Source organism: Pseudoclavibacter sp. CFCC 13796 (assembly GCF_008831185.1).
Taxonomy (GTDB): Bacteria; Actinomycetota; Actinomycetes; order Actinomycetales; family Microbacteriaceae; genus Pseudoclavibacter_A.
The window spans coordinates 488,199-507,976 of sequence record NZ_WBKD01000001.1 but is presented as its reverse complement, the minus strand read 5'-3'; the positions used below and the strand labels follow the sequence as shown (position 1 = coordinate 507,976).

Annotated in this window: 18 protein-coding genes; 2 read left to right on the top strand and 16 right to left on the bottom strand. The window is 61.4% G+C overall.

Features of this window, described 5'->3' with window-relative positions; translation table 11 throughout:
- Positions 1 to 309 precede the first annotated feature (309 nt).
- Positions 310 to 1,497: an MFS transporter gene (locus F8O07_RS02280; protein ID WP_225733243.1), complete on the top strand. Its 1,188-nt coding sequence runs from the start codon at positions 310 to 312 to the stop codon at positions 1,495 to 1,497.
- Positions 1,498 to 1,516: 19 nt separating this feature from the next.
- On the opposite strand, the gene F8O07_RS02275 is transcribed toward F8O07_RS02280, so the two are convergent.
- From F8O07_RS02275 to F8O07_RS02215, 13 genes are all read right to left on the bottom strand, one after another.
- Positions 1,517 to 2,380 (bottom strand): universal stress protein, encoded by an 864-nt coding sequence (locus F8O07_RS02275; RefSeq protein ID WP_158030546.1) that lies wholly within the window; start codon positions 2,378 to 2,380, stop codon positions 1,517 to 1,519.
- Positions 2,381 to 2,454: 74 nt separating this feature from the next.
- Complete coding sequence (locus tag F8O07_RS02270; protein WP_158030545.1) at positions 2,455 to 3,393, bottom strand: NAD(P)-dependent oxidoreductase; 939 nt, start codon at positions 3,391 to 3,393, stop codon at positions 2,455 to 2,457.
- 79 nt (positions 3,394 to 3,472) lie between these two features.
- On the bottom strand, positions 3,473 to 4,627 hold the full coding sequence (gene solA / locus F8O07_RS02265; protein WP_158030544.1) for an N-methyl-L-tryptophan oxidase: 1,155 nt from the start codon (positions 4,625 to 4,627) through the stop codon (positions 3,473 to 3,475).
- A 39-nt stretch (positions 4,628 to 4,666) separates the two neighbouring features.
- On the bottom strand, positions 4,667 to 5,806 hold the full coding sequence (locus F8O07_RS02260) for a tyramine oxidase subunit B (RefSeq protein WP_158030543.1): 1,140 nt from the start codon (positions 5,804 to 5,806) through the stop codon (positions 4,667 to 4,669).
- Between the two features lie 82 nt (positions 5,807 to 5,888).
- A complete protein-coding gene (locus F8O07_RS02255; protein ID WP_158030542.1) occupies positions 5,889 to 7,274 on the bottom strand; it encodes an NAD-dependent succinate-semialdehyde dehydrogenase in 1,386 nt (461 codons plus the stop codon).
- Positions 7,275 to 7,285: 11 nt separating this feature from the next.
- Complete coding sequence (locus F8O07_RS02250; protein ID WP_158030541.1) at positions 7,286 to 8,275, bottom strand: C-terminal binding protein; 990 nt, start codon at positions 8,273 to 8,275, stop codon at positions 7,286 to 7,288.
- A gap of 79 nt (positions 8,276 to 8,354) precedes the next feature.
- Positions 8,355 to 9,146 (bottom strand): aspartate/glutamate racemase family protein, encoded by a 792-nt coding sequence (locus F8O07_RS02245; RefSeq protein WP_158030540.1) that lies wholly within the window; start codon positions 9,144 to 9,146, stop codon positions 8,355 to 8,357.
- Positions 9,143 to 9,517, bottom strand: coding sequence for a RidA family protein (locus F8O07_RS10525; protein WP_192496594.1), 375 nt, complete (start codon positions 9,515 to 9,517; stop codon positions 9,143 to 9,145). Before F8O07_RS10525 ends, F8O07_RS02245 begins: the two co-directional genes overlap by 4 nt.
- A 384-nt stretch (positions 9,518 to 9,901) precedes the next feature.
- Complete coding sequence (locus tag F8O07_RS02235) at positions 9,902 to 11,137, bottom strand: NAD(P)/FAD-dependent oxidoreductase (protein ID WP_158030538.1); 1,236 nt, start codon at positions 11,135 to 11,137, stop codon at positions 9,902 to 9,904.
- 265 nt (positions 11,138 to 11,402) lie between these two features.
- Entirely contained in the window at positions 11,403 to 12,272 is an 870-nt protein-coding gene (locus F8O07_RS02230) for a substrate-binding periplasmic protein (RefSeq protein WP_158030537.1), read from the bottom strand.
- A 120-nt stretch (positions 12,273 to 12,392) separates the two neighbouring features.
- A complete protein-coding gene (locus F8O07_RS02225) occupies positions 12,393 to 13,037 on the bottom strand; it encodes an amino acid ABC transporter permease (RefSeq protein ID WP_158030536.1) in 645 nt (214 codons plus the stop codon).
- A gap of 1 nt (position 13,038) precedes the next feature.
- A complete protein-coding gene (locus tag F8O07_RS02220) occupies positions 13,039 to 13,677 on the bottom strand; it encodes an amino acid ABC transporter permease (RefSeq protein WP_158030535.1) in 639 nt (212 codons plus the stop codon).
- A gap of 2 nt (positions 13,678 to 13,679) precedes the next feature.
- Positions 13,680 to 14,465 (bottom strand): amino acid ABC transporter ATP-binding protein, encoded by a 786-nt coding sequence (locus tag F8O07_RS02215; RefSeq protein ID WP_318655788.1) that lies wholly within the window; start codon positions 14,463 to 14,465, stop codon positions 13,680 to 13,682.
- A gap of 1,131 nt (positions 14,466 to 15,596) precedes the next feature.
- On the opposite strand from F8O07_RS02215, the gene F8O07_RS02210 reads away from it, so the two are divergent.
- The gene (locus F8O07_RS02210) at positions 15,597 to 16,598 is read left to right on the top strand and encodes a proline racemase family protein (protein WP_158030534.1); all 1,002 of its coding nucleotides are present in this window, start codon (positions 15,597 to 15,599) and stop codon (positions 16,596 to 16,598) included.
- Positions 16,599 to 16,831: 233 nt separating this feature from the next.
- Here F8O07_RS02210 and F8O07_RS02205 read toward each other — a convergent pair whose 3' ends face one another.
- From F8O07_RS02205 to F8O07_RS02195, 3 genes are all read right to left on the bottom strand, one after another.
- The gene (locus tag F8O07_RS02205; RefSeq protein ID WP_158030533.1) at positions 16,832 to 18,283 is read right to left on the bottom strand and encodes an aspartate ammonia-lyase; all 1,452 of its coding nucleotides are present in this window, start codon (positions 18,281 to 18,283) and stop codon (positions 16,832 to 16,834) included.
- 280 nt (positions 18,284 to 18,563) lie between these two features.
- On the bottom strand, positions 18,564 to 19,094 hold the full coding sequence (locus F8O07_RS02200) for a hypothetical protein (RefSeq protein ID WP_158030532.1): 531 nt from the start codon (positions 19,092 to 19,094) through the stop codon (positions 18,564 to 18,566).
- Positions 19,091 to 19,750, bottom strand: a complete 660-nt coding sequence (locus tag F8O07_RS02195) for an HdeD family acid-resistance protein (RefSeq protein WP_158030531.1) — start codon at positions 19,748 to 19,750, stop codon at positions 19,091 to 19,093. Before F8O07_RS02195 ends, F8O07_RS02200 begins: the two co-directional genes overlap by 4 nt.
- Between the last annotated feature and the right edge of the window lie 28 nt (positions 19,751 to 19,778).

Below are 19,778 nucleotides of genomic sequence, written 5' to 3'. Positions count from 1 at the left end.
CTATTGCGTCCGGCACACTTTCGCGCGCACGACTGAGGAACGCACATCCGACGTGCCCGGGAGAAATCTCAGACAGGCAAGAATGAACGCCGACGGCGGAACCGAGAGATCATGGTCGTCTCGCCTGCCGTCGTGAGATCGATTCAGCCCCGACTCCTCTGAGAAACAATCTGCGTTTAGTCTCCTCTCTACGCGGTCTCGTCACATGTCGATGCAGACCGGGTACACCTCGTGTTCTCTGTCACATCGTCAGGAGGCCTGTTGTCAACGCTGGTCGAGGTCTGCCGCATCCCTCATATCGTTCGACTCATGGGCTCGCAGTGCCTCTCACGGCTGCCGCAGGGCGCCCTGAGCATTCTGCTTTTGGTCCATTCCGAAATCGTGCTCGGCAGTTACGCGGCCGCCGGTCTCGTCGTGGCGGTATTCTCTGTCGCAGCGGCGGCCTCCGGCCCGCTTCTGGGCAGAATGCTCTCCGTTTTCGGAATGCGCATCATACTTCTGATCACCGTCGTCGTCGACTCAGCTGCCATAGCCCTATTCGGAGTCTTACCACCGTCTCCCCCGGCTCTGTTCGCAGTTTCTGTCGTCATCGGCCTCTTCACCCCTCCGATCCTGCCTGCTGTTCGAAGCTTCTACCCACAGCTCACTCCTCCCGGGATGAGTGCGCAGGTGTTCTCGCTGGATTCAATCACACAGGAGGTCGTCTGGGCCGTCGGCCCGATCATCGCGACAGTGCTGCTTCCCCTGATCGGCACCTCTGCGGCATTTCTCACACTTGGCCTGACCGGCCTCGTCGGGGGGCTTCTCATCGCCGGTTTCCCCTTGACGAAGACATTCAGACTCGCCAGTTCCCGACATGGCCTCGGTGGCGTCCTGCTGAAGTGGCCGGTGCTGATCGCCGTTCTGTCGTCGATCCTGTTCAACGCGAGCTACGGTGCGGCTCAGACCGGAGTGGTCGCGACGTTCGCGGCCACTCCGGCGTTCGCTGGTCTCGTACTCGCCGCCTTCGCCGTCGCCTCGGTCATCGCGGGCACCATCAGCGTTTCATTCCAGATGCATCGACGCTCGCTTGCGGTGCGGCAGATTCCCACATTCGTCGCGCTGATCATCGCCACGCTCTCAGGCGACCCTTGGTGGCTCGGCGCCTGCATGGCCGTTGCGGGTCTCGGTGCGGCCCCGGCGCTGGCCGTCATGCACAACACAATCTCATCGAGCCTGCGCCCAGCGGATGCGGCTGAGGCGGTCGGGTGGATGGGCAGCGCAATGCTGAGCGGAATCGCAATAGGCAGTGCGGCCGGCGGTTACATGGTCGACCATTTCGGCTCGACCAGCGCGATCTTTCTTGCAGCGCTCTTCAGCGCGTCTGCCATCGCTCTGGCTTTTGGGGCCCTCCGGGTTCTCCCGGATCTCAGCCTGCACGCTGGTCCTCCGACAGACACCTCAGCAGTGCCGGTGATCCGTCTTCCACGCCGCCGAGTCACAGGCGGCCCAATGTGACATGACCGGGGCGGGAAGACTAGCCCTCTGCCGGCATTTGGTCGTCACGTGGAACAACGACCATGGGAACGGTGAGCTGTCGGACAAGTTTGGCGGCAGTCGACCCCAGGAAGGTCGTACGCTGACGAGCGATGCGCGCCGAGCCGATGAGCACGACCTCTTTGTCGTCCCAAAAGACCTGTTCGACAGCCCTGTCAAGCCTGCCCGCCACCTCGACCTGAGTCGTGATCGGCCCGGTGTCGGCAGCATGACGCGCAGCCGTGGTCTTCAGCACCTTGATGGCTGCGGTGCGGGCCTTCTCCTCTTCTTCGCGTCCGCCGTCAGAGGTGGCCAAGGTGAGCAGGCGAACGGGAATGTGTTTGCGCGACGCGAGGTAGTGGGCGGTCTCGAACATGGTCCGGTTGCCACCGATGTCGCCGATCGCCACTGAGACGCGAGAGAGCGGTTGACCTTGCGAGATCTCCCGGGCGCTGTCAGGGGCCAGGGCGATCGCCACGTCTGCACTGTGCAGCAGCACATTACTCACACTGCCCAACGAGAATCGTCCCAGCAGCGCCCCTGATGCGGTACCAAGCACAATGATCCGCGACCCCAGCTCGTGGGCGGTATCGAGAATTCCACGGGCTTCGGATTCATGGAGCGACAGGTGCGTATGAACCTCCACTTTGGCCTGCACGAGTTTCTGCGCGCTCTCCAGCCATCGGCGCGGGTCGCTCGAGTCGCTCGAGTGAGCGGTTCCTGCGGCAAAGGTCGCGGCCTTCGTGCCTGGTCGCACCACAGTGACAATATCGAGGCTGGTGCCGGCGCTCAGCGCCAATCTGATACCGAGTTGCAGAGCGTCTCTGCCTGCCGAAGAGTTACGGTATGCGACAAGAATGGACATGGTTTCCTCCTGTTCGGGCGAGTGGCGATCAGACCGATCACCACGTCACTTGTGAAGCCTTTCATTGCAGCGTTTCAGCCGTGTAACCGTTCGTCGGCGCCGCGTGTCAGGATGTTTCGGAGTTCGTCTCCGACGCGCTCGTAAGTGGCCAGAACGGATATCGGCGAATACCAAGCCATATGCGGGGTGACCAGCACCTGGGCGTGATGCAGCAGTGGATGGTCGGCTGGCGGCGGCTCAGGGTCCATGACGTCGAGCGCAGCGGTGCGCAGATGCCCGGAGTCGAGAGCCTGACGCAGTGCTCGTGAGTCAATGATGGCTCCACGCGCGATGTTCACAATCGCAGACCCCGGTCTCATGGCCGACAGCTCGCGCATGCCGATGAGTCCTTTCGTGGCCGGTGTCAAAGGAACGTGCACAGAGATCACGTCTGCCCAGGCCAGCAGTGAACGCAGGTCTGGGGCCAGCCTCACTCCCCGCGCAGCCGCATCTACGCTGAGACCGCGCCGATTGTGCGCGCGCACTTCCATCCCCAACGCGATCGCGCCACGTGCCACAGCCTCAGCCACCGTACCGAACCCGACCAGGCCCAGACGGGTGCCCTGAACCTGGCGGGGATGGGTCAAGGTAACGTCCCACTGTCCGTGAGCGGCCGCAAACTGGCCGGTGCGCACGTCTCTGACGACGGCGAGGATCAGCGCCAAGGTATGATCCGAGGCGTCTCGGCGCACCAGCTCACGCACTTCACACACGTCGATGCCCAAGCTGTGGGCCGCCTGCAGGTCCACGTTGTCCGTGCCTGCCGACGGAATGACGATGTGTCTCAGGCCGTCGATGTGCTGCAGCTGCTCTGCCCGCAGAGTGATGTCCGGCTCGGCGATCACCGCGGTCACCTCAGAGAGACTCTCTGGCTCTGCGCTGCGGAGCACGGTGGCAATGCCGCTCAGACGGTACTGAAGAATCTCTTGCGCACGCTGAAGAGGCAGACGTGTCGCCAGCACAACACGCTTCATCGCCTCACCTCTTCTTTCCGCCCACGACCACGCAGCTCTTCCCTCGTAGACCGGACGCCCCGCTTCCACGGGCCGGTGATCACCTCAGATGAGCAGCCAGCGAGTAGTCAGAGGCAAGCAGCGGGGACTCCTCATCGTTGACGAACTGCGCAGCGATCTCCCCGACGCCCGGAGCCAGCTTGAACCCATGCCCCGAGAACCCGGCGAGTGTGAGCACACGCCCGTCGAGCCCCGCGTCGATGACGGGCACCTTGTCAGCCGTGAACGCATCGTGGTGAACGCTCCAGTGCACCGGTTCAGGGTTGAGGTCGGGAAAGAACTCCTGTGCGAGATGGCCGATCTCACTGAGCTTCTCCGCAGAGATCGTCTTCGGCACCTCATCCACATCTGCAACCGGGTCGTGGAATCTTCTCGGGGTGACCTTGACCGAGTAGCCATCGAGTGAGGGTGCTCCGAAAAAGTGCACCGGGCCTTCGTCGCGGATGAAAGCGGGGAAACGATCGGGAGTGAACAGCTCGAGGTGGTGCGGCATGAACCAGGTCAACGGGAGCGGCTGCACGGTAAGAACTGCGGCCAGGTCCGGGTTCAGCCTCCGCGCCCACGATCCCTGGGCGATGACGGCGCGTTTCGCGCGAATCACTCGCCGCTCGGTAGTGACGACAACACCGCTGCCATCGGCTTCGACGTTGAGAACCGTTTCATGGTCCAGCACTGTCGCACCATTGGCCGCGGCACTCTCGATTGCGCTGAACACGCTGAGTTCGGGCCGCATGCCGCCCCCGTAGAGGTCGAGCACCCCCATGGCGTCGTCTCCGACGGAATGCTGAGGATAGGAGCTGCGCAGCTCCTTTGCGTCGAACACCTGGTGCGGTAGCTCATACTCGCGGATGCTCGCCAAGACGTTCTCGACCGCCGGTTCTCCTGCATGCCCGATGGTCAGCGTGCCCACCTCGAGCAGCAGCTGTCGGCCGCTGTCGGCTTCGAGCTCGTGCCAGATGTCTCGGGCACTTAGAAGGAGAGGAACATAGCGGGTGCCCTCATGATAGGCCGTGCGAAAGACGCGTGACTCACCCGTGAACGAACCGTGACTGTGAACCAGACCATACTGCTCGACTCCCACGACGCGCAGATTGCGCCTTCTGGCGATTCGCCAGAGTGCCATCGACCCCATCGTGCCCAGCCCGACGACGACGACGTCGGCATCGATGTCACTGGCTTCGCTCTGTTCAGTCATCTGCTCTCTCCTTCGACTTTCTTCCGAGGCTGTCTCGGCTCAGCTCAACGCCGGCTGGTCCCAGAACGGCAGCCGCACACCGATTCCCTGTTCGACGGCAGTCCTGTACAGCTCGACGCCCCAAGCCATGTCTTCCACCGGCATACCGCCGATGCTGAGCACGATGATCTCGTCGTCCGAGGTGCGTCCCGGACGATCTCCGCGAACCACCTGCCCCAAACTGGTCACCGCTGCTTCCGGAATCGCCTCTTCATTGATGAGATCGATGAAGTGAGTGCCGATGATGCCGATGAACTCATGGAGTTTCGGGACGTCATACTCACTCGCCCAGGATTTGTAGAGCCCCATGTGATCGACGAACTTGTGCGCTCGTTCGATGAGGAAGTCCTCGTCGAGCCGCAGGTTCGCAGGCACAGTCAGCAGAGCACCGGGTTTGATCCACTCCTCGGCGATATACGGATAGTTCTCAGAGCCCCGCGCACCGGTTGTCGCCGAGCTGATGATGTCCGCACCGCGCACGGCTTCTTCGATCGTGTCGCAGATCTCGATCGTGACGATGGAGGGGAACTGCTCCCGCACATACTGCTCGAACCGCTCTGATGTGACCCGTCGCCGCCCATGGATGCGCAGAGTGTCGATTCCTGGTCGTGCGGAGACGAACGCTTCTACCGCCGTGCGGTTCATGACGCCGGGGCCGATCACCGCGAGCACGTGTGCATCCTCCCGTGCCAGCAGCTTCGCGCCCAGCCCCGGGATGGCACCCGTTCGATAGGCGCTCACCAGGTTTCCTGCCATGACAGCGATGGGAGCGCCGGTATCTTTGTCGTTCAGTACGACGAGATGAATCGAACGGGGCAGGCCCTTCTCACGATTCTCCGTGTTTGACCCATACCACTTCACTCCAGCGACATCGAAACGGCCGCCGATGTAGGCAGGCATGGCCATGAAACGTCGATCCGCCGCATTATGCGGCATGGCGGGAAAGAGTGGATGATCAGGGAAGGTGATCATCATGCCGTGGGAATTGTGATCCGAGCCGCCCATGCGGTAGTCACCGTCATGAAGCAGCCCCATGACCTCCTCCATCGTGTCGATGCATCTGGACATGTCTCGAACCCCCGCTGTGATCATGTCCGGCTCGCTGAGATACAAAAGGTCAAGCTTGGTCGATTCACTCACTTCGTTCACTCCACTCTTGTTCGATCTTGCTGGTCTGGCTCCCTGTGCACGGTCAAGGCCCCCCAAAACACAGTCTGAGAGCCTATGCGTCGATATCGCCGAGACCGATCACTTTCTGATTGACGAACTCCAGAAGTCCGAGGTCGATGAGTTCCCGCCCGTAGCCTGATCGTTTGGTTCCCCCGAACGGCACGTCGGGGCCTCCCAAAGACGGACGATTGACGGCGACCATTCCGGTGTCGAGCCTGCGAGCGACATGAAGTCCCCGCTGCTCGTCTGCAGTGAAGACTGATCCTCCCAGTCCATACGGCGAATCATTCGCCAGTTTGACCGCGGCGTCCTCGTCCGCCACTCGGTAGAGCTGCGTGACTGGCCCGAAGAACTCCTCGTGATACGCCGGGTTGTCCGGGCTGATGTCGCTGAGCACCACCGGTGGAAAGAACCAGCCGTGCTCCGGAACTGGCAGATCGACGTACTGTGCGGTCGCGCCGGCGGCCACTGCGCGCTCCACCTGCGCCTGAAGATCCGTACGAGCTCCTTCTGTGCTCAGCGGAGCGAGAGTGGTGTCGGGATCGAAGGGATCACCGGCGCGAAGCTTCCCCACCTCGGCGAGATAGGCTGCGACGAAGCGGTCGTAGACCGCGTCCACGACGATCATGCGCTTCGATGAAACGCAGACCTGGCCCGCGTTGCGATGCCGGCCGTAGGCAGCCCAGCGAGCCGCCTTCTCGACTTCAGCGTCCTCCAGGACGATCAGTGCGTCAGCGCCGCCCAGTTCCATGGTGCTCTTCTTGAGCGCCTGAGCCGCCTGCCCGGCGATGACGGCACCTGCGGCCTCACTGCCGGTCAGTGCAACGCCGCGCACTCGTGGATCTGCGATGATTCTGGCGCTCTGATCATGCGTGGCGAACAGGTTGGTGAAGAGTCCTCGGGGCGCACCGGCGTCGTCCATCACGGTCTGCCAGGCCTGGGCTGCACCCGGCACGTTCGAGGCGTGCTTGAGAATCACCGTGTTCCCTGCTGCCAGCTGAGGCGCAAGCACACGGGCGATCTGGTAGTACGGAAAGTTCCAGGGCTCGACGATGAAGATGATTCCGAGAGGAGACGGCACGATCTGATAGGTGCCTCCCTTATAGTTCGCGGCGAGCTCAGTGCGCGGCTGCAGAAACTTCTCGGCATGGTCCGCATACCACGTGAGGATGCGCACGCAGGTTCCCACCTCGGCTCGGGCCTCGCCTATGGTCTTGCCCATGTCACGCGTGAGGACCGCTGCCAGCTCTTCGGTCCTCTCTGTGAGCAGGCGCCCCACGGCTCGAAGCAGCTCTGCGCGCTGCGCATGATCGGTGTGGCTCCAGTCGAGGAACGCGCTGTGCGCAGTGGCCAATGCCTGTTCCACCTGAGCGTCAGTGGCGTCCGGGTACTCGTGTTCGATTGCTTCGGTATACGGATTGCGAGAGATGTAGCTCATGAGTCCTTCGTTCAGATCTGGAGGTCGCGATTGACCAAGTGCCGAGGCGCTACCCCGTGGACGAGTCGGTCGATCTGACACTGTAACGACTGTCGCCTGGCTTGGAGAAACGATTCCTCCGAGAGGAACGCAGCGTGTGGTGTGATGACGACGTTCTCGAAGCGACGAAGCTCAGTCTGCTCGGTGTCCTCGTCTTCGATGACGTCGATTCCCGCCCCCGCGAGGCCTCCGGCTTCCAGTGCGGAGACGAGAGCCTTTTCATCGACCACGGCACCACGTGCGGTGTTGATCAGAAACGCCGTGGGCTTCATCATCCCCAGTTCCTCGGTTCCGATCAGCCCTCGGGTCTCGGGCAGCAGAGGCGTGTGCAACGAGACGTAGTCGCTCTCGCGCAGAAGCTCTTCGAGCGACTCTGCCTTGCGCACACCGAACTCAGCAAGCATCTCTGCGGACTTAGTCGGAGCGAAGACCACCACGTCGAGTTCCAGAGCTCTCAGCATCGGGACCATTCGTTGGGGGATGCCGCCGAAGAAGACAAGCCCGACGGTCTTGCCGGCGAGTCGGTGCGGCATCGGAGCATCCATCGGATCCCACTTGCCCGCCCGCACACTGCGGTCGAGACGAGAGATGTTCCGGGACAGGTCGATAATCAGCCCCACAGTGTGCACGGCCACCTCATCGACGCAGAACCCCGGGGTGTTGCTCACGGCGACGCCGAGTTCGCTCGCCGTCGCCGAGTCGATGTTGTTCGAGCCGATCGCCTGCACAGAGGCGATCTTCAGATTCGGCATCTGCCTCATCACGTCACCCGTGAGTTCGAAGTACTCCACGATCACGCCGTCGGCGTCCTGCGCAGCCTCAAGAAACGTCTCGGGCCTGTTGTCCTCAGTCTTCACCTCGATCAGATCGATCTGATCGGCGATACCCCACTCAGCGAGCAGTTGGCGCTCGTAGGCGAGGTCATCCGGGATGTTGAAGTAGACCACTTTGGGGATTGTCATGTTCGTGCTCCTCTCATGCGCGTCTCTCTCACGCATCCGTCGTGCAGTGCTCGTGGGGGCTCACCGTGGTCGTCGCATCTCAATGGAAACCTCGATACGGTGTCTGGCACACGCTCGATTCGAGCCATCTGATCAGCGTGATGAAGTCGAAGACGGGCAACCCCGTGGCGCTCTGAACGGCGGATGCGTACGGAGGCATGTCGCTGCACTCCAGCAGAATCGCGCCGATCGGCGCTGATGACTCCGCCACAAGCGCCGTAGCCGCCGCCACCAGTTCACGACGGACCTCGCCGTTGTCGAACTCCCCTCGGCCCTCAATGATGGCTGAGAACTCGGGGGCTTCCTGCAGCCCGCGAATTACCAGACGCTCGGGGTGTGCGATCCCGCATCCTTCTAAGAGCTTCGATGTGATATCCGGAGACGAAGCGGTGAGCACACCGATCGACTCGTCTGAGCGCACCACTTGCTCGATCCATGGAATCTGCACGAGGCTGGACAGCGCAACTGGAATATCGAGCGCGTCACGCACCTCACGCTGGAAGTTGCCGAAGAATCCGCACCCTGAGCTGATGGCACGCACACCCTCGCGCTGCAGACCAAGGCAGGTGTCTATCACCCGCTCGGCAATGCTGTCATCGGCGGCGAAGAGCTCTGTGACCTGCAGCTCGGGAACGGCAGCGAGGCGCACCGGAAAATCATAGGTCCACCCGTTGCACACGTTTCCAGGCATGTATGGATAACGCACACCGTCGATGAACACGATGCCGATGGGGAACCCGCCCATGTTCTGGTTCTGTCCGACACGCAGTCGCAGACCGTCCGTTTCAGGACCGAGTTCGCCGTAGACCCGATTCGGCCAATGCAGGGTCATGATTCCGGCACCGCAGCGATGGCCATCATTTCGATGTGATAGCCCGGCAGCGTGGCTCCCACGGTCGCACGCGGAGGAAATGGTGCCGGTATCAGGCGTCGATAGACCGCATCAAAACCGGCGAAATCTGTGGTGATGTCGTTCAGGTACACCTTCACCTGCACGAGGTCGGCAAGGCCGGCTCCGGCTTTCTCCAAGATCTTCCGCAGTAGATCGATAGCGAGTTCGGTCTGCTCTTCAATGGTCGTTCCACGCACCTCGCCGGTCTCAAGATCATGACTGGTGACCCCTGATGTGAAGATGAGCCCTCCGACGACCTTGGCATGGCTGTAGGCGGCTACGCTTGATCCGACGCTGATGGTTTCTACCATGTGGTGTTCCTCTCTCCAACTGCTCGATGTGGATGCTGCGGATGTTCGGCCCAGATACCGAGTGCAGAGCCGGAGGCCGAGGGCTCGCTCTGAATCGTCCTGCTTCCCTCTTTCCGTGATGGTAGAAACCGGATGTTTCCCCGTGGTTTCCTGCTCATTGCGACTGCGAAGCGAAGCAGACGCCGCGCGCATGAGAGCGAACGAGCTCTCACGAGCGTGTGCAGCCGATGGGCCCAGACCGCCACGGAAGATGCGCCTGCGCATCGCAACGGCCAGCTCGTGCTCAATGCGATAGCGCTGCGGGGTGAGAGCCGACTGTTCGTAAACTCATCGAAATACACTTGAGCGCCAAGAATGGCATCAGTCGCAGAGATTCTCTGCGGCTCATGCGAACCTTCCGGGTGAGAACTCCTTGGGAATGCTCGCCTCGTCCAGAGTGCCGTCGACCAAATCCCTGATGACCTCTCCAGTGATCGCCCCCAGGCTCAGGCCGAGCATGGCGTGCCCAGTGGCGAGTATGACCTCCGGTGCCCCCGGCACACTGCCGATGACCGGCATGCCGTCTGGCGCCATGGGACGGAACCCAGCCCACCCCGCCGTGCGCTGGGAACTGTCAACGCCGGGAAACGCCTGCTCAAAGTGACTTGTGATGTACGAGATCGCCCGGTCTTTGACCGCCGAATCCCCACCGAACTCCATGAAGCTGGTGACCCGGAGACGATCGCCGAAGACGGATAGCGCGAGGTGCGAGTCTTCCAGAATCACCGTGCCGACGATGCCATGACCCGGGGCCATGTAGTCGACGCTGTACCCTTTGCCACCTTCCATGCACAGACGCAGACCGAGGGCACGTGTCAGCTCAGGCGAGGTGTAGCCTGCAGCGATCACCACACGGTCTGCCGTGAATTCTCCGCTCGAAGTGCTGACACCGCTGACCTGTCCGCTGGACGAACGCAGAAGACGACGCACCGCCGTCTCTTCGCGCACCGCCCCGCCCGCTGTGACGATCGCGTCACGCAGCGCCTGCATGAGACTGGTGGGGTTCACCTGCCGCGCTTCCTGGGTCCAGACGCCAAAACGGTAAACGTCGGCAAGGGCCGGTTCCAGGGTGGCGAGCTCGTTTCCCTCCACAGCCCTGACCTTGGGCGCCATCCAACTCACGCGCTGGTACTGCTGCAGATACCGATCTCGCTGGTCTCGTTCGGTGAACACTTCTGCCAGCCCTCGGTTGTGCCGCTCGTACTCGAGCCCGGTGTCGTCAAGACGGTCGAAGGCGGCCAGCGCCTCTCTGCCGAGCCATGAGTACGCGTCTGTCTGTCTGTCGAAGACACGTTGGTTGGATGCCCGAGCCATGCCAAGCAGGAATCGCACGTACGAAGGACGAAGATGGGGCCGAATCAACAGGGCTGTACCACCACCGAACGATCTGACTGCCTGACTGAAGCCGCCCGGTGCGGGCACAGGGAACGATGACCCGGGGTTCACGAGGCATGCATTGCCCGTGGACGCTCCCGCCCCGATGCGGTGCTTCTCGAAAACGGTGACCTCGTGCCCGCTGCGCACCAGCTGGTAAGCGCTGATCAGACCGACGACTCCCCCACCGACGACTGCGATTCTCATCGTTCGTTCCTTTCTCTGACTGAAATCGTTTATTCGTTTCTGACGTCCGGCATTTGCCGGTCGACGTCCGAGAACCGCGTCGTGACGTCGCCGCCCGGGCTGTCTGGTAAGACGCCCTAGATGAAGATGGTCTGCTGATCTCGAACGATGGCGGAGGTTTGAGACCACCGGAATGGTGACAGCAGCCGCCCTGAGAGAAGAGCGGGTGAGACACCATGGGAAAAGATGTCTCACCCGCTCGAGTTCCGACTTCGAATCAGTCTGATCAGCCGATGATCTTGAGATCTGTCTCGGCGGGAACGACGATGCTCTCGTCAAAGCCGTTGGATTTGACCAGCTCCGCCAGGGATCCGTCTTCCCGCATCTTCTTCAGATCAGCGTCCAAAGCCTCCTTCAGTCCCGAGTTCTCCTTCGAGATGGGGAACACCGTCTGAGCTGGTTCCACCGATGCCACGACCCGATTGTCAGGCTCGGCGATCTTCACCGTGTAATCAGTCTGATCCTTGTATTCCGAGACCTGCACACCATAGGAGTCCACGGCGGCGCCCAACCGTCCGTTGAGGAGGTCTTGCTGAAGTTCGACCGAACTCGGGTAGGTCTGCAGCTTGTCTCCCAGCACCGACTTGAGGTCCTCGGTCCAGAGGTAGCCGTCAACGGTGCCGACGGCGTCAAGACTCTCGAGACCGGCGACCGTGCTGACACCGTCTTTCGACACAATCGACATGGAGTCGGTATACATGGGCCCTGAGAAGTCGACGACTTTGTTGCGCTCAGCAGTCGGGTACCAGGCGCCGGTAGTGATATCAATGGTCTTCTGCTGACTGATCATGGGGATCGAATTGGCGTAGGTCGCCTGAGTGTACGCCACGTCGAGACACTCCATCTCCGCCAGTTTCTTCGCGATGTCGATGTCGAGACCAGTGGCGGCACCTCCGGCCGCATTGGCGCTGAACGGAGGTGTGTCGGTAACGCCCACGGTGAGCTTCCCGTCAGCGGCGGTGCTCAGACCTGAGTGTGCGGGAGTGCAGTCTTTGTTCTGCGAGCTGCCCGAGTCGCTTGAGCAGCCGACCAGCGCGATGCCCGCCAATGCGAGGATCGCCGTGCCCGAGGTCAGCGTCGTCAGTTTCTTGTTCATTGCAATGATCCTTTCGAGTACAGCTCGATCATGGTGACTGTCGAAGAGAACAGGCACCGTTCATGTCGGGGTCAGGCGCAGCAGAACTCTGTGCTTGAGCGCCTCACAGCGTGTTCCTCCTCATGAGTAGTTCCGGTTCATACGACGCTCGACGAACACCGACAGCCAGGTGACGGGCATCGAGATCACCGCATAGATAGCTCCTGCGATCAGGAAGACCTTCAGGTATTCGAATGTCGCATTGCCCACTTGGTAGGCCGCGCTCATCAGCTCGGGAACGGCGATCGAGTAGGCCAGCGACGTCGCCTGAAACATCTGGATGGCAAGACCCATAAGCGAGGGGATCGCCGACCGGAGCCCTTGGGGAACGATGACTCGTCCAAAGACAGTTCGTCGTTCGAGGCCGAGAGCCTGTGCGGCCTCCACCTGTCCCTTCGCCACGGATTGCAGACCACCGCGAATCATCTCTGATGAATAGGCGGCGGTGGTGATGGTCAATGCGATGATCGCTGCCACCACATTGTCGAAGAGCACGTTGATCGCAGGCAACCCGAAGTAGACGATATAGAGCATCACAAGCGCAGGCGTTCCGCGTCCGAGCTCCACGAGGACGAGCCCGGGCCATTTCAGCCATGGGTTCCGGGCAGAGACCACGACAGCCAGCAGCAGCCCGATCACATAGCCCAGGGCGACGGAGACGACCGTCACATACAGACTGATCTGCAGGCCGCTCAGGAAACGCGGCAAGTACTGAAGAATATCCATGTCAGGCAGCCTTCCTCAGACGAGCGTCGAGTCTGCGCGCGAGCACGGCCAGCGGCACGCTCACCACGATGTACACCAGTGCCGCGATGAAGAACGGGGTGAGCGCATCCGGCCCTGGGTTCTGCCTCGCGAAGTTGGTGGAGTAGTAGACCATCTCCGTCACTCCGATCGTTGACGCGATTGATGAGTCCTTCAGCAGACCGATCAGATACGTGGCGATCGAAGGCGAAGTGATGCGATACGCCTGCGGCGCGACGATGTTGAGGAACGCTGTGGAACGTTTGAGCCCAAGCGCCTCCGCAGCCTCCCACTGTCCGAAGTGCACTGATTGAATGCCACCTCGAAGAATCTCTGCGAGATACGCCGCGGAGATCAGACTGAATCCCACTATCGCAGCCTGAATCGGCTTGAACTTGAAGTGACCGATGACGATGCCGAAGTAGATGATGAAGAGCCAAACAATGATCGGAATACCGCGTATGAGATCGACCAGGAAACGGAAGAACAGACGCACCGGCGCCCACTCGGATCGGAGTGCGACGACGAGAGGAATCGCCAAGATGAAACCGATGACGAACGAGACCACGGTGATCAGCAAGGTCAGTGGCAAGCCGAGAAGAACAGCTGTGAGGGCGCCCACGGTCAGCGCTCCAGGACTGCGCGAAGAAAGCGCCTGGTGCGCTCTTCCTTCGGGTTGCTCATGATCTCTCGAGGATCTCCCTGCTCGATGATCTTGCAGTCGGCCATGACCACGAGGTGATCGGAGACGTCACGAGCAAATGACATCTCGTGTGTGACCACGATCATCGTCATACCCGCAGCCGCAAGCTCACGCATGACCGCAAGCACCTCAAGCCCGAGCTCCGGGTCAAGCGCTGAGGTCGGCTCGTCGAAGAGCATGATGCTGGGGTTGAGTGCAAGGGCTCGAGCAATCGCAATACGCTGCTGCTGACCGCCCGAACACCTCGCAGGATATTGGTCGGCTTTGTCTTTCAGGCCGACGCGGTCGAGCAGTTCAAGCGAACGCTCATCTGCCTCTGCCTTCGAACGACCCAGTATTTTCTGCTGGGGAAAGCTTACGTTTTTGAGAACCGTGAGGTTGGGAAAGAGATTGAATGACTGAAAGACCATGCCGACGGTGCGACGCAGAGCGGTGAGGTCTTTTGCCGACACCTGCTTACCGGGTTCGATGGTGTGTCCGTCGACTTTAATCACTCCAGAATCAGGGACTTCCAGCAGGTTTATGCACCGCAGAAACGTACTCTTTCCTGCTCCTGATGGGCCGATCAATGCCGTAACGCTTCCGGGCTCCACATGAAGAGAGACATCATCAAGTACGACATGATCGCCGAATCGTTTGGAGATGTGCTCCAGATCGACGCCGAGATGCACAACATCATTCGGCATCGTGATAATCGGTGCTTCCATTTTCCGTTCCTTAGACTCTCGAATGAAACAGCTTCTGAGTTCACAGATCGAGCTTGTAGAACCGTGCAGCCAGCACAGTCGCACGTGTTCGCACGCTGAGACTCGATTACGAAACTCACCCCTGCGGCGAACGTGACATCACACTATCGACGAGCTGTTTCTTGTGTGTTTCACAGAGGTGTCCGCTGCAGTTCACTTCATCAATCGGTTTTTCACCGAGCACGATGTCTGCAGAATGTACGATCCGCGTATGACGCATCGACTCGTCCGCACATCTCGTGTGTCAGAAAAACGACGAGGAACCCGATGCGGTCTGTTCACAACAGCTCAGAGCTTTCCGCCCGTCTGAAATCGGTCTTGACCGCGCGGCAGCTTCCAATGAAGATCGCTACGGAAGCCAGATGTCCGGTCGCCGACGCCGCACCAATAGATCCCGCCTTGTCTAGATGAGGCACCGCATACGAGAGTCACGGTCATGACACCATGTCAGGCGTGTTCCGTCACGCGGCCGTAACCTGCGGCCTTCTGCCGAACGAGGCGCAGATTCGGCGAGCCCCCATACCTCTCAATCGCACAGGCGTCCACACCGTCAAGAAGAGTACGACGTCAGCCGATTCGAAATTCGTTGGTTGAGGAATGAGGCGCATTCGGATCCCCAATGAACTCCTTGGCCTGCCGAAGTGTTCTTCGCGAACGAGCGAGGCGATTCGGGAGACTGACACGTGACAGGTGCCATGGACGTTCTTTGCAGTTGGCAGGCAAGACATCTGGAAGTGCCATGATTCTCGAGAACGAGATATCCGAGTATTGCACACTGATTACTCAATGGCTACGTCTCGATATTCGCTCCTGTCCTGTCGTTAATTCCTCGTTACTCGAAGGCGGAGCACCTTCCGCAGATCTATGCTGCATAAGTGCGGTGCGTTCAGACACACCTTCGAAGCGCCAACAGCAGAGCACCAGAGGATGCGGCGGTGTGTTCGCCGACTCGAGTCAGGAGCCTCCGTGTCGTCAACGAATCGAGCGATCTTCATGACCGACAAGCTCAGAACGCCCCGACATCGGACGCCCCCTCTCTGCAACGGCTTGTGCGGTGAAGACTTCGCGGGATAAGCGTTCGCAGGAGGACACTTGAGAACTGCACGGATCATCAGCACAGTCGAATCGCACACCGAGGGCATGCCGACGCGTGTCGTCGTCGGCGGGGTGGGCGTCCTTCCCGGCTCAACCATGGAAGAGCGCCGACAACGGTTCATGGCCGACCAGGACGGCTTGCGCACACTGCTCATGACTGAGCCCCGCGGGCACAGTGCCATGAGCGGCGCCATCTTACAGCCGCCCTGCCGCCCAGACGCCGATTTCGGAGTGCTCTACATCGAAGTCTCCGGCTGCCTGTCCATGTGCGGTCACGGCACCATCGGCGTTGCCACCGTGCTCGTCGAGACCGGTATGGTGCCTGCCGTCGAGCCGGTTACGGTCATCCGGCTCGATACTCCGGCTGGCTTGGTCACGGCGCGCGTGCATGTCAGCGAGGGCCATGCCACAGCGGTCACCATCCGCAACGTCCCCTCCTTCGTTCAAGCGCTGGATCAGGAGGTGAGCGTGCCGGAGCTCGGCATGGTCACCTACGACCTCGCATTCGGCGGCAACTTCTATGCGATTGTGCGGCTCGACCAGATCGGAGTGCCATTCGATCGAGCTCGAAGCGCAGAGATGCTCGACGCCGGGTTGCGCATCATGGACGCCATCAACGCGACGAACCGCCCCGAGCACCCTGAGCAGCCCAGCATTAACACCTGTCACCACGTGTATCTGCAGGCACCGGGCTCGACCGCTCGACATTCTCGTCATGCCATGGCCATCTACCCGGGGTGGTTCGATCGGTCGCCGTGCGGCACCGGCACCAGTGCACGCATGGCTCAGCTGCACGCACGTGGTGAACTCCCGCTCCAGACGCCGTTCGTCAATGAGTCTCTGATCAGCACGACGTTCACAGGAATGCTTGTCGGCAGAACCATGGTCGGCGACCTGCCCGCAGTCATCCCCGAGATCACAGGCCGCGCCTGGGTCACAGGTACGGCTCAGTGGATGCTCGACCCGACAGACCCGTTCCCTGCAGGCTTCACTGTGTGACTTCAGGCCCACGCGCACCACCGACCACGTAAGACGTTCGCTTGAGTCGGTAATGGTCAACGGGCGCTTCAGAGACCTGCCGATGACCGACCTCGGCATCAACGAATGAAGTCTGCGTACGTCACTGCAGATGCAAAACCGGCATTGGCCTCGGACATGGTGTTGGCCGGACTGACGGTCTGTGAGATACCGTGCGGCACAGTGGCAGCCCGATCGCCGTTCGCGGGGTCAGTTCACTCCTCGACCACCGGAATCCACGGGTGAATCAGGTGCTCGGGCAGCAGAGCGGCCTCAAGCTGCTCATCGCTCATGAGTCCTTCTTCTCGCACGATGTCAGGGATGCTGCGCTTCTGTTCCAGCGCTTCCTGTGCAACGCGCGTGGCCGTCTGGTAGCCGAGCACAGGCGACAGAGCGGTGACGATCGACACCGAGTTCCACACCTGCTCGCGAAGATGCTCGGTGTTGGCCGTGATGCCGACGATGCAGCGATCGGTCAGTGTGCGCAGAGCGCGTTCGAGATGACGAATCTCTTCGAAGAGCGAGTGCGCGATGATCGGCTCGAAGGCATTCAGCTGCAGCTGCCCGCCTTCGGCCGCGAGCGAGATGGTCACGTCGTGGCCGATGATCTCGTACGCGACCTGGTTGACCACCTCGGGAATCACCGGGTTCACTTTGCCGGGCATGATCGACGAGCCAGCCTGCACCGGAGGCAGGTTGATCTCGCCCAGGCCCGAACGCGGGCCGCTCGACAGCAGCCGCAGATCGTTGCAGACCTTCGAAATCTTGACGGCGATGCGTTTGAGCACGCCTGAGAGCTGCACGAAACCGCCGACGTCCTGTGTCGCCTCGACGAGGTTGCCGGCACCCAAGAGACCGAGCCCGGTCAGTCGGTTCAGCTCGACGATCATCGCCGGCGCGTACTCCGGTGGAGTGTTGATGCCGGTGCCGATGGCGGTGCCGCCGATGTTCAGCTCTTTGAGCAGCGCACGTGCGGCCGCCAGCACCTTGATGTCGGCGCGGATCATCTCTGCATAGGTGCCGAACTCCTGGCCGAGCGTCATCGGCACGGCATCCTGCAGCTGGGTGCGACCGAGCTTGAGCACATGCGCGAACTCGCTCTCTTTGACCGCGAAGGCATCGGCTGTATAGGCCAATGCCTCGCTGAGCTCGTCCAGCATCAGCAGCAGGGCGATCTTGATGGCGCTGGGGTAGACGTCGTTGGTCGACTGGCAGCAGTTGACGTCATTGTGCGGGTCGATCAGATCGTAGCGTCCCTTTGCGGCACCGATCTCTTCGAGGGCGACATTGGCCACGACCTCATTGGCGTTCATGTTGGTCGACGTGCCCGCGCCGCCCTGGATCATGCCGACGGCGAACTCATCGTGCAGCGCTCCCGAGCGGATGCGCTCACAGGCGTCGACGATCGCCTTCGAGGTGTCGGGTTTGATGAGCCCCAGACGGGCGTTCACCGAGGCCGCAGCCTCTTTCAGCACGGCCAGAGCATTGACGAATTCCGGATAGTTGCCGACTGATTTGTGCGTGATCGGAAAGTTGTGCAGCGCACGTTCCGTATTGATGCCGTAATAGTGCGAATTGTCGATGTCCAGCGAGCCCAGCAGGTCTGTCTCCTGGCGTCTGTCCGCGGTGGGCGGGGTAACGGTCTGGGCATCCATGATCTTGCTCATGCGCGGTGTTTTCTCCTTGTGGGAACTGAAGCGGTCGCATGACCTGCGCAGCCGGCCCTCGTCTGCCGGCTGCATGTCGAACAGTCTAGAAGAGCAGCTGTGTCGTCTGTGTTAACAGAGACCGGCCGTCACGGCCAACGGTGGTCCGCCACGGCTCTTGCCCGCGCAGGTCCGTGCACAGCCCTGCGACGCCATCATGCTGACAGCGCAGGCGTCAGCAGTCCCGACACGTCAGCCGACGAGACTGCGGCTGAGATCGGTGAGAGTCGGCCTTGAGCGGTCAGTGCTGCGAGTCACCCGTCTTGCCCTCAGAGTTGCCGTCACCGGTGGCCTCGCCTGCGGCTGCGTCCGCAGCTGCGTCCGGCGCTGTGCGACCTGCTGCCGAAGTGGTGCTGCGCCCTGCGCCGCCTGCGGCCTGCTCTTCCTGAATGCGGTCGTTGAGCCTCTTGACGCGCTCAGTCTGTGCCTCGATGCGAGCGGCCTCCTGGCGAATCGCTTCGTCGATCTCGCGTTGCCGCCGCTCGCGCTCGATCTCCTGCTTCTCGCTCTGATCGGGTTTCACCGTCAGCGCCAGAGTCGCGAACACGACAAGCACCACGATGAACGCAACGCCGAAAGCGGTCGCAGTGAGGGTGACCGAACGGGTTCCGATCATGACGACCACCGCGGCGAAGATGCTGAAGACTCCCGCGAGGCTTACGATCTCGTATGGCTTCGCGCGAGCCTGCATCGGCGGGCGCTTCTGCTCCTGTGCCCTGCGGTTCGCGTCTTCGGGTTCTTTTCTCGACGCGGGTTCGTGCTGCTCAGTCATGCGTTGCGCTGCTCCGTTTCAGATTCTTCGCCGTCTGCACGATACACGCCAGACTGGTGGATCTTAGCCGAGCCGTCGGCAGCAGCCCTGCGGCCGACGCTGCGCAGTCCGACGCCGGCCAGAATGAGCTGCACGCCGACCAGGGCAGCGTAGAAGCCCAGCAGACCGGCCGCCCAAGTGGTGCCTGCCCCGCCGAAGAACTCCGCAACGGCGAAGAGCACCGTGAGCGCTCCGGCGATGATGTGATCGGCCCGCATGTCCGACCCGGCCGAGAGACGCAGCCCGAGAAAGAGCTCGATCAGCCCGGCCACGATCGCCCAGACGGCAATCAGCGTCGAGATCGGCTGGTCGTCGGTCATTCCCTGCCAGAACGTGCTCAGCACGCCGGCCAGCACCGTGACGCCTGCGAGCACGCCGACGTAGAAACGAGACATCGTCTCGGTGAGGCCTGCGGCTGCGAAACCGACCAGCGAGATGCCGACGCCGACGGCCCAGATCGCGAAGAGCACTGCGGTGAACTGATCGGTGTGGTTCAGGCTCAGAGTGATGATCACGCCCACGGCAGCGCTGACGACGCCGCGAGCGAGCACCCACCACCAGGCTTTGGGCGTCACAGTCGTGATGAGCGCTCGTTCGCTCGCAGAGATCTCATTCATATCGACTTGAGTCTAGTCGAGCTGCCTT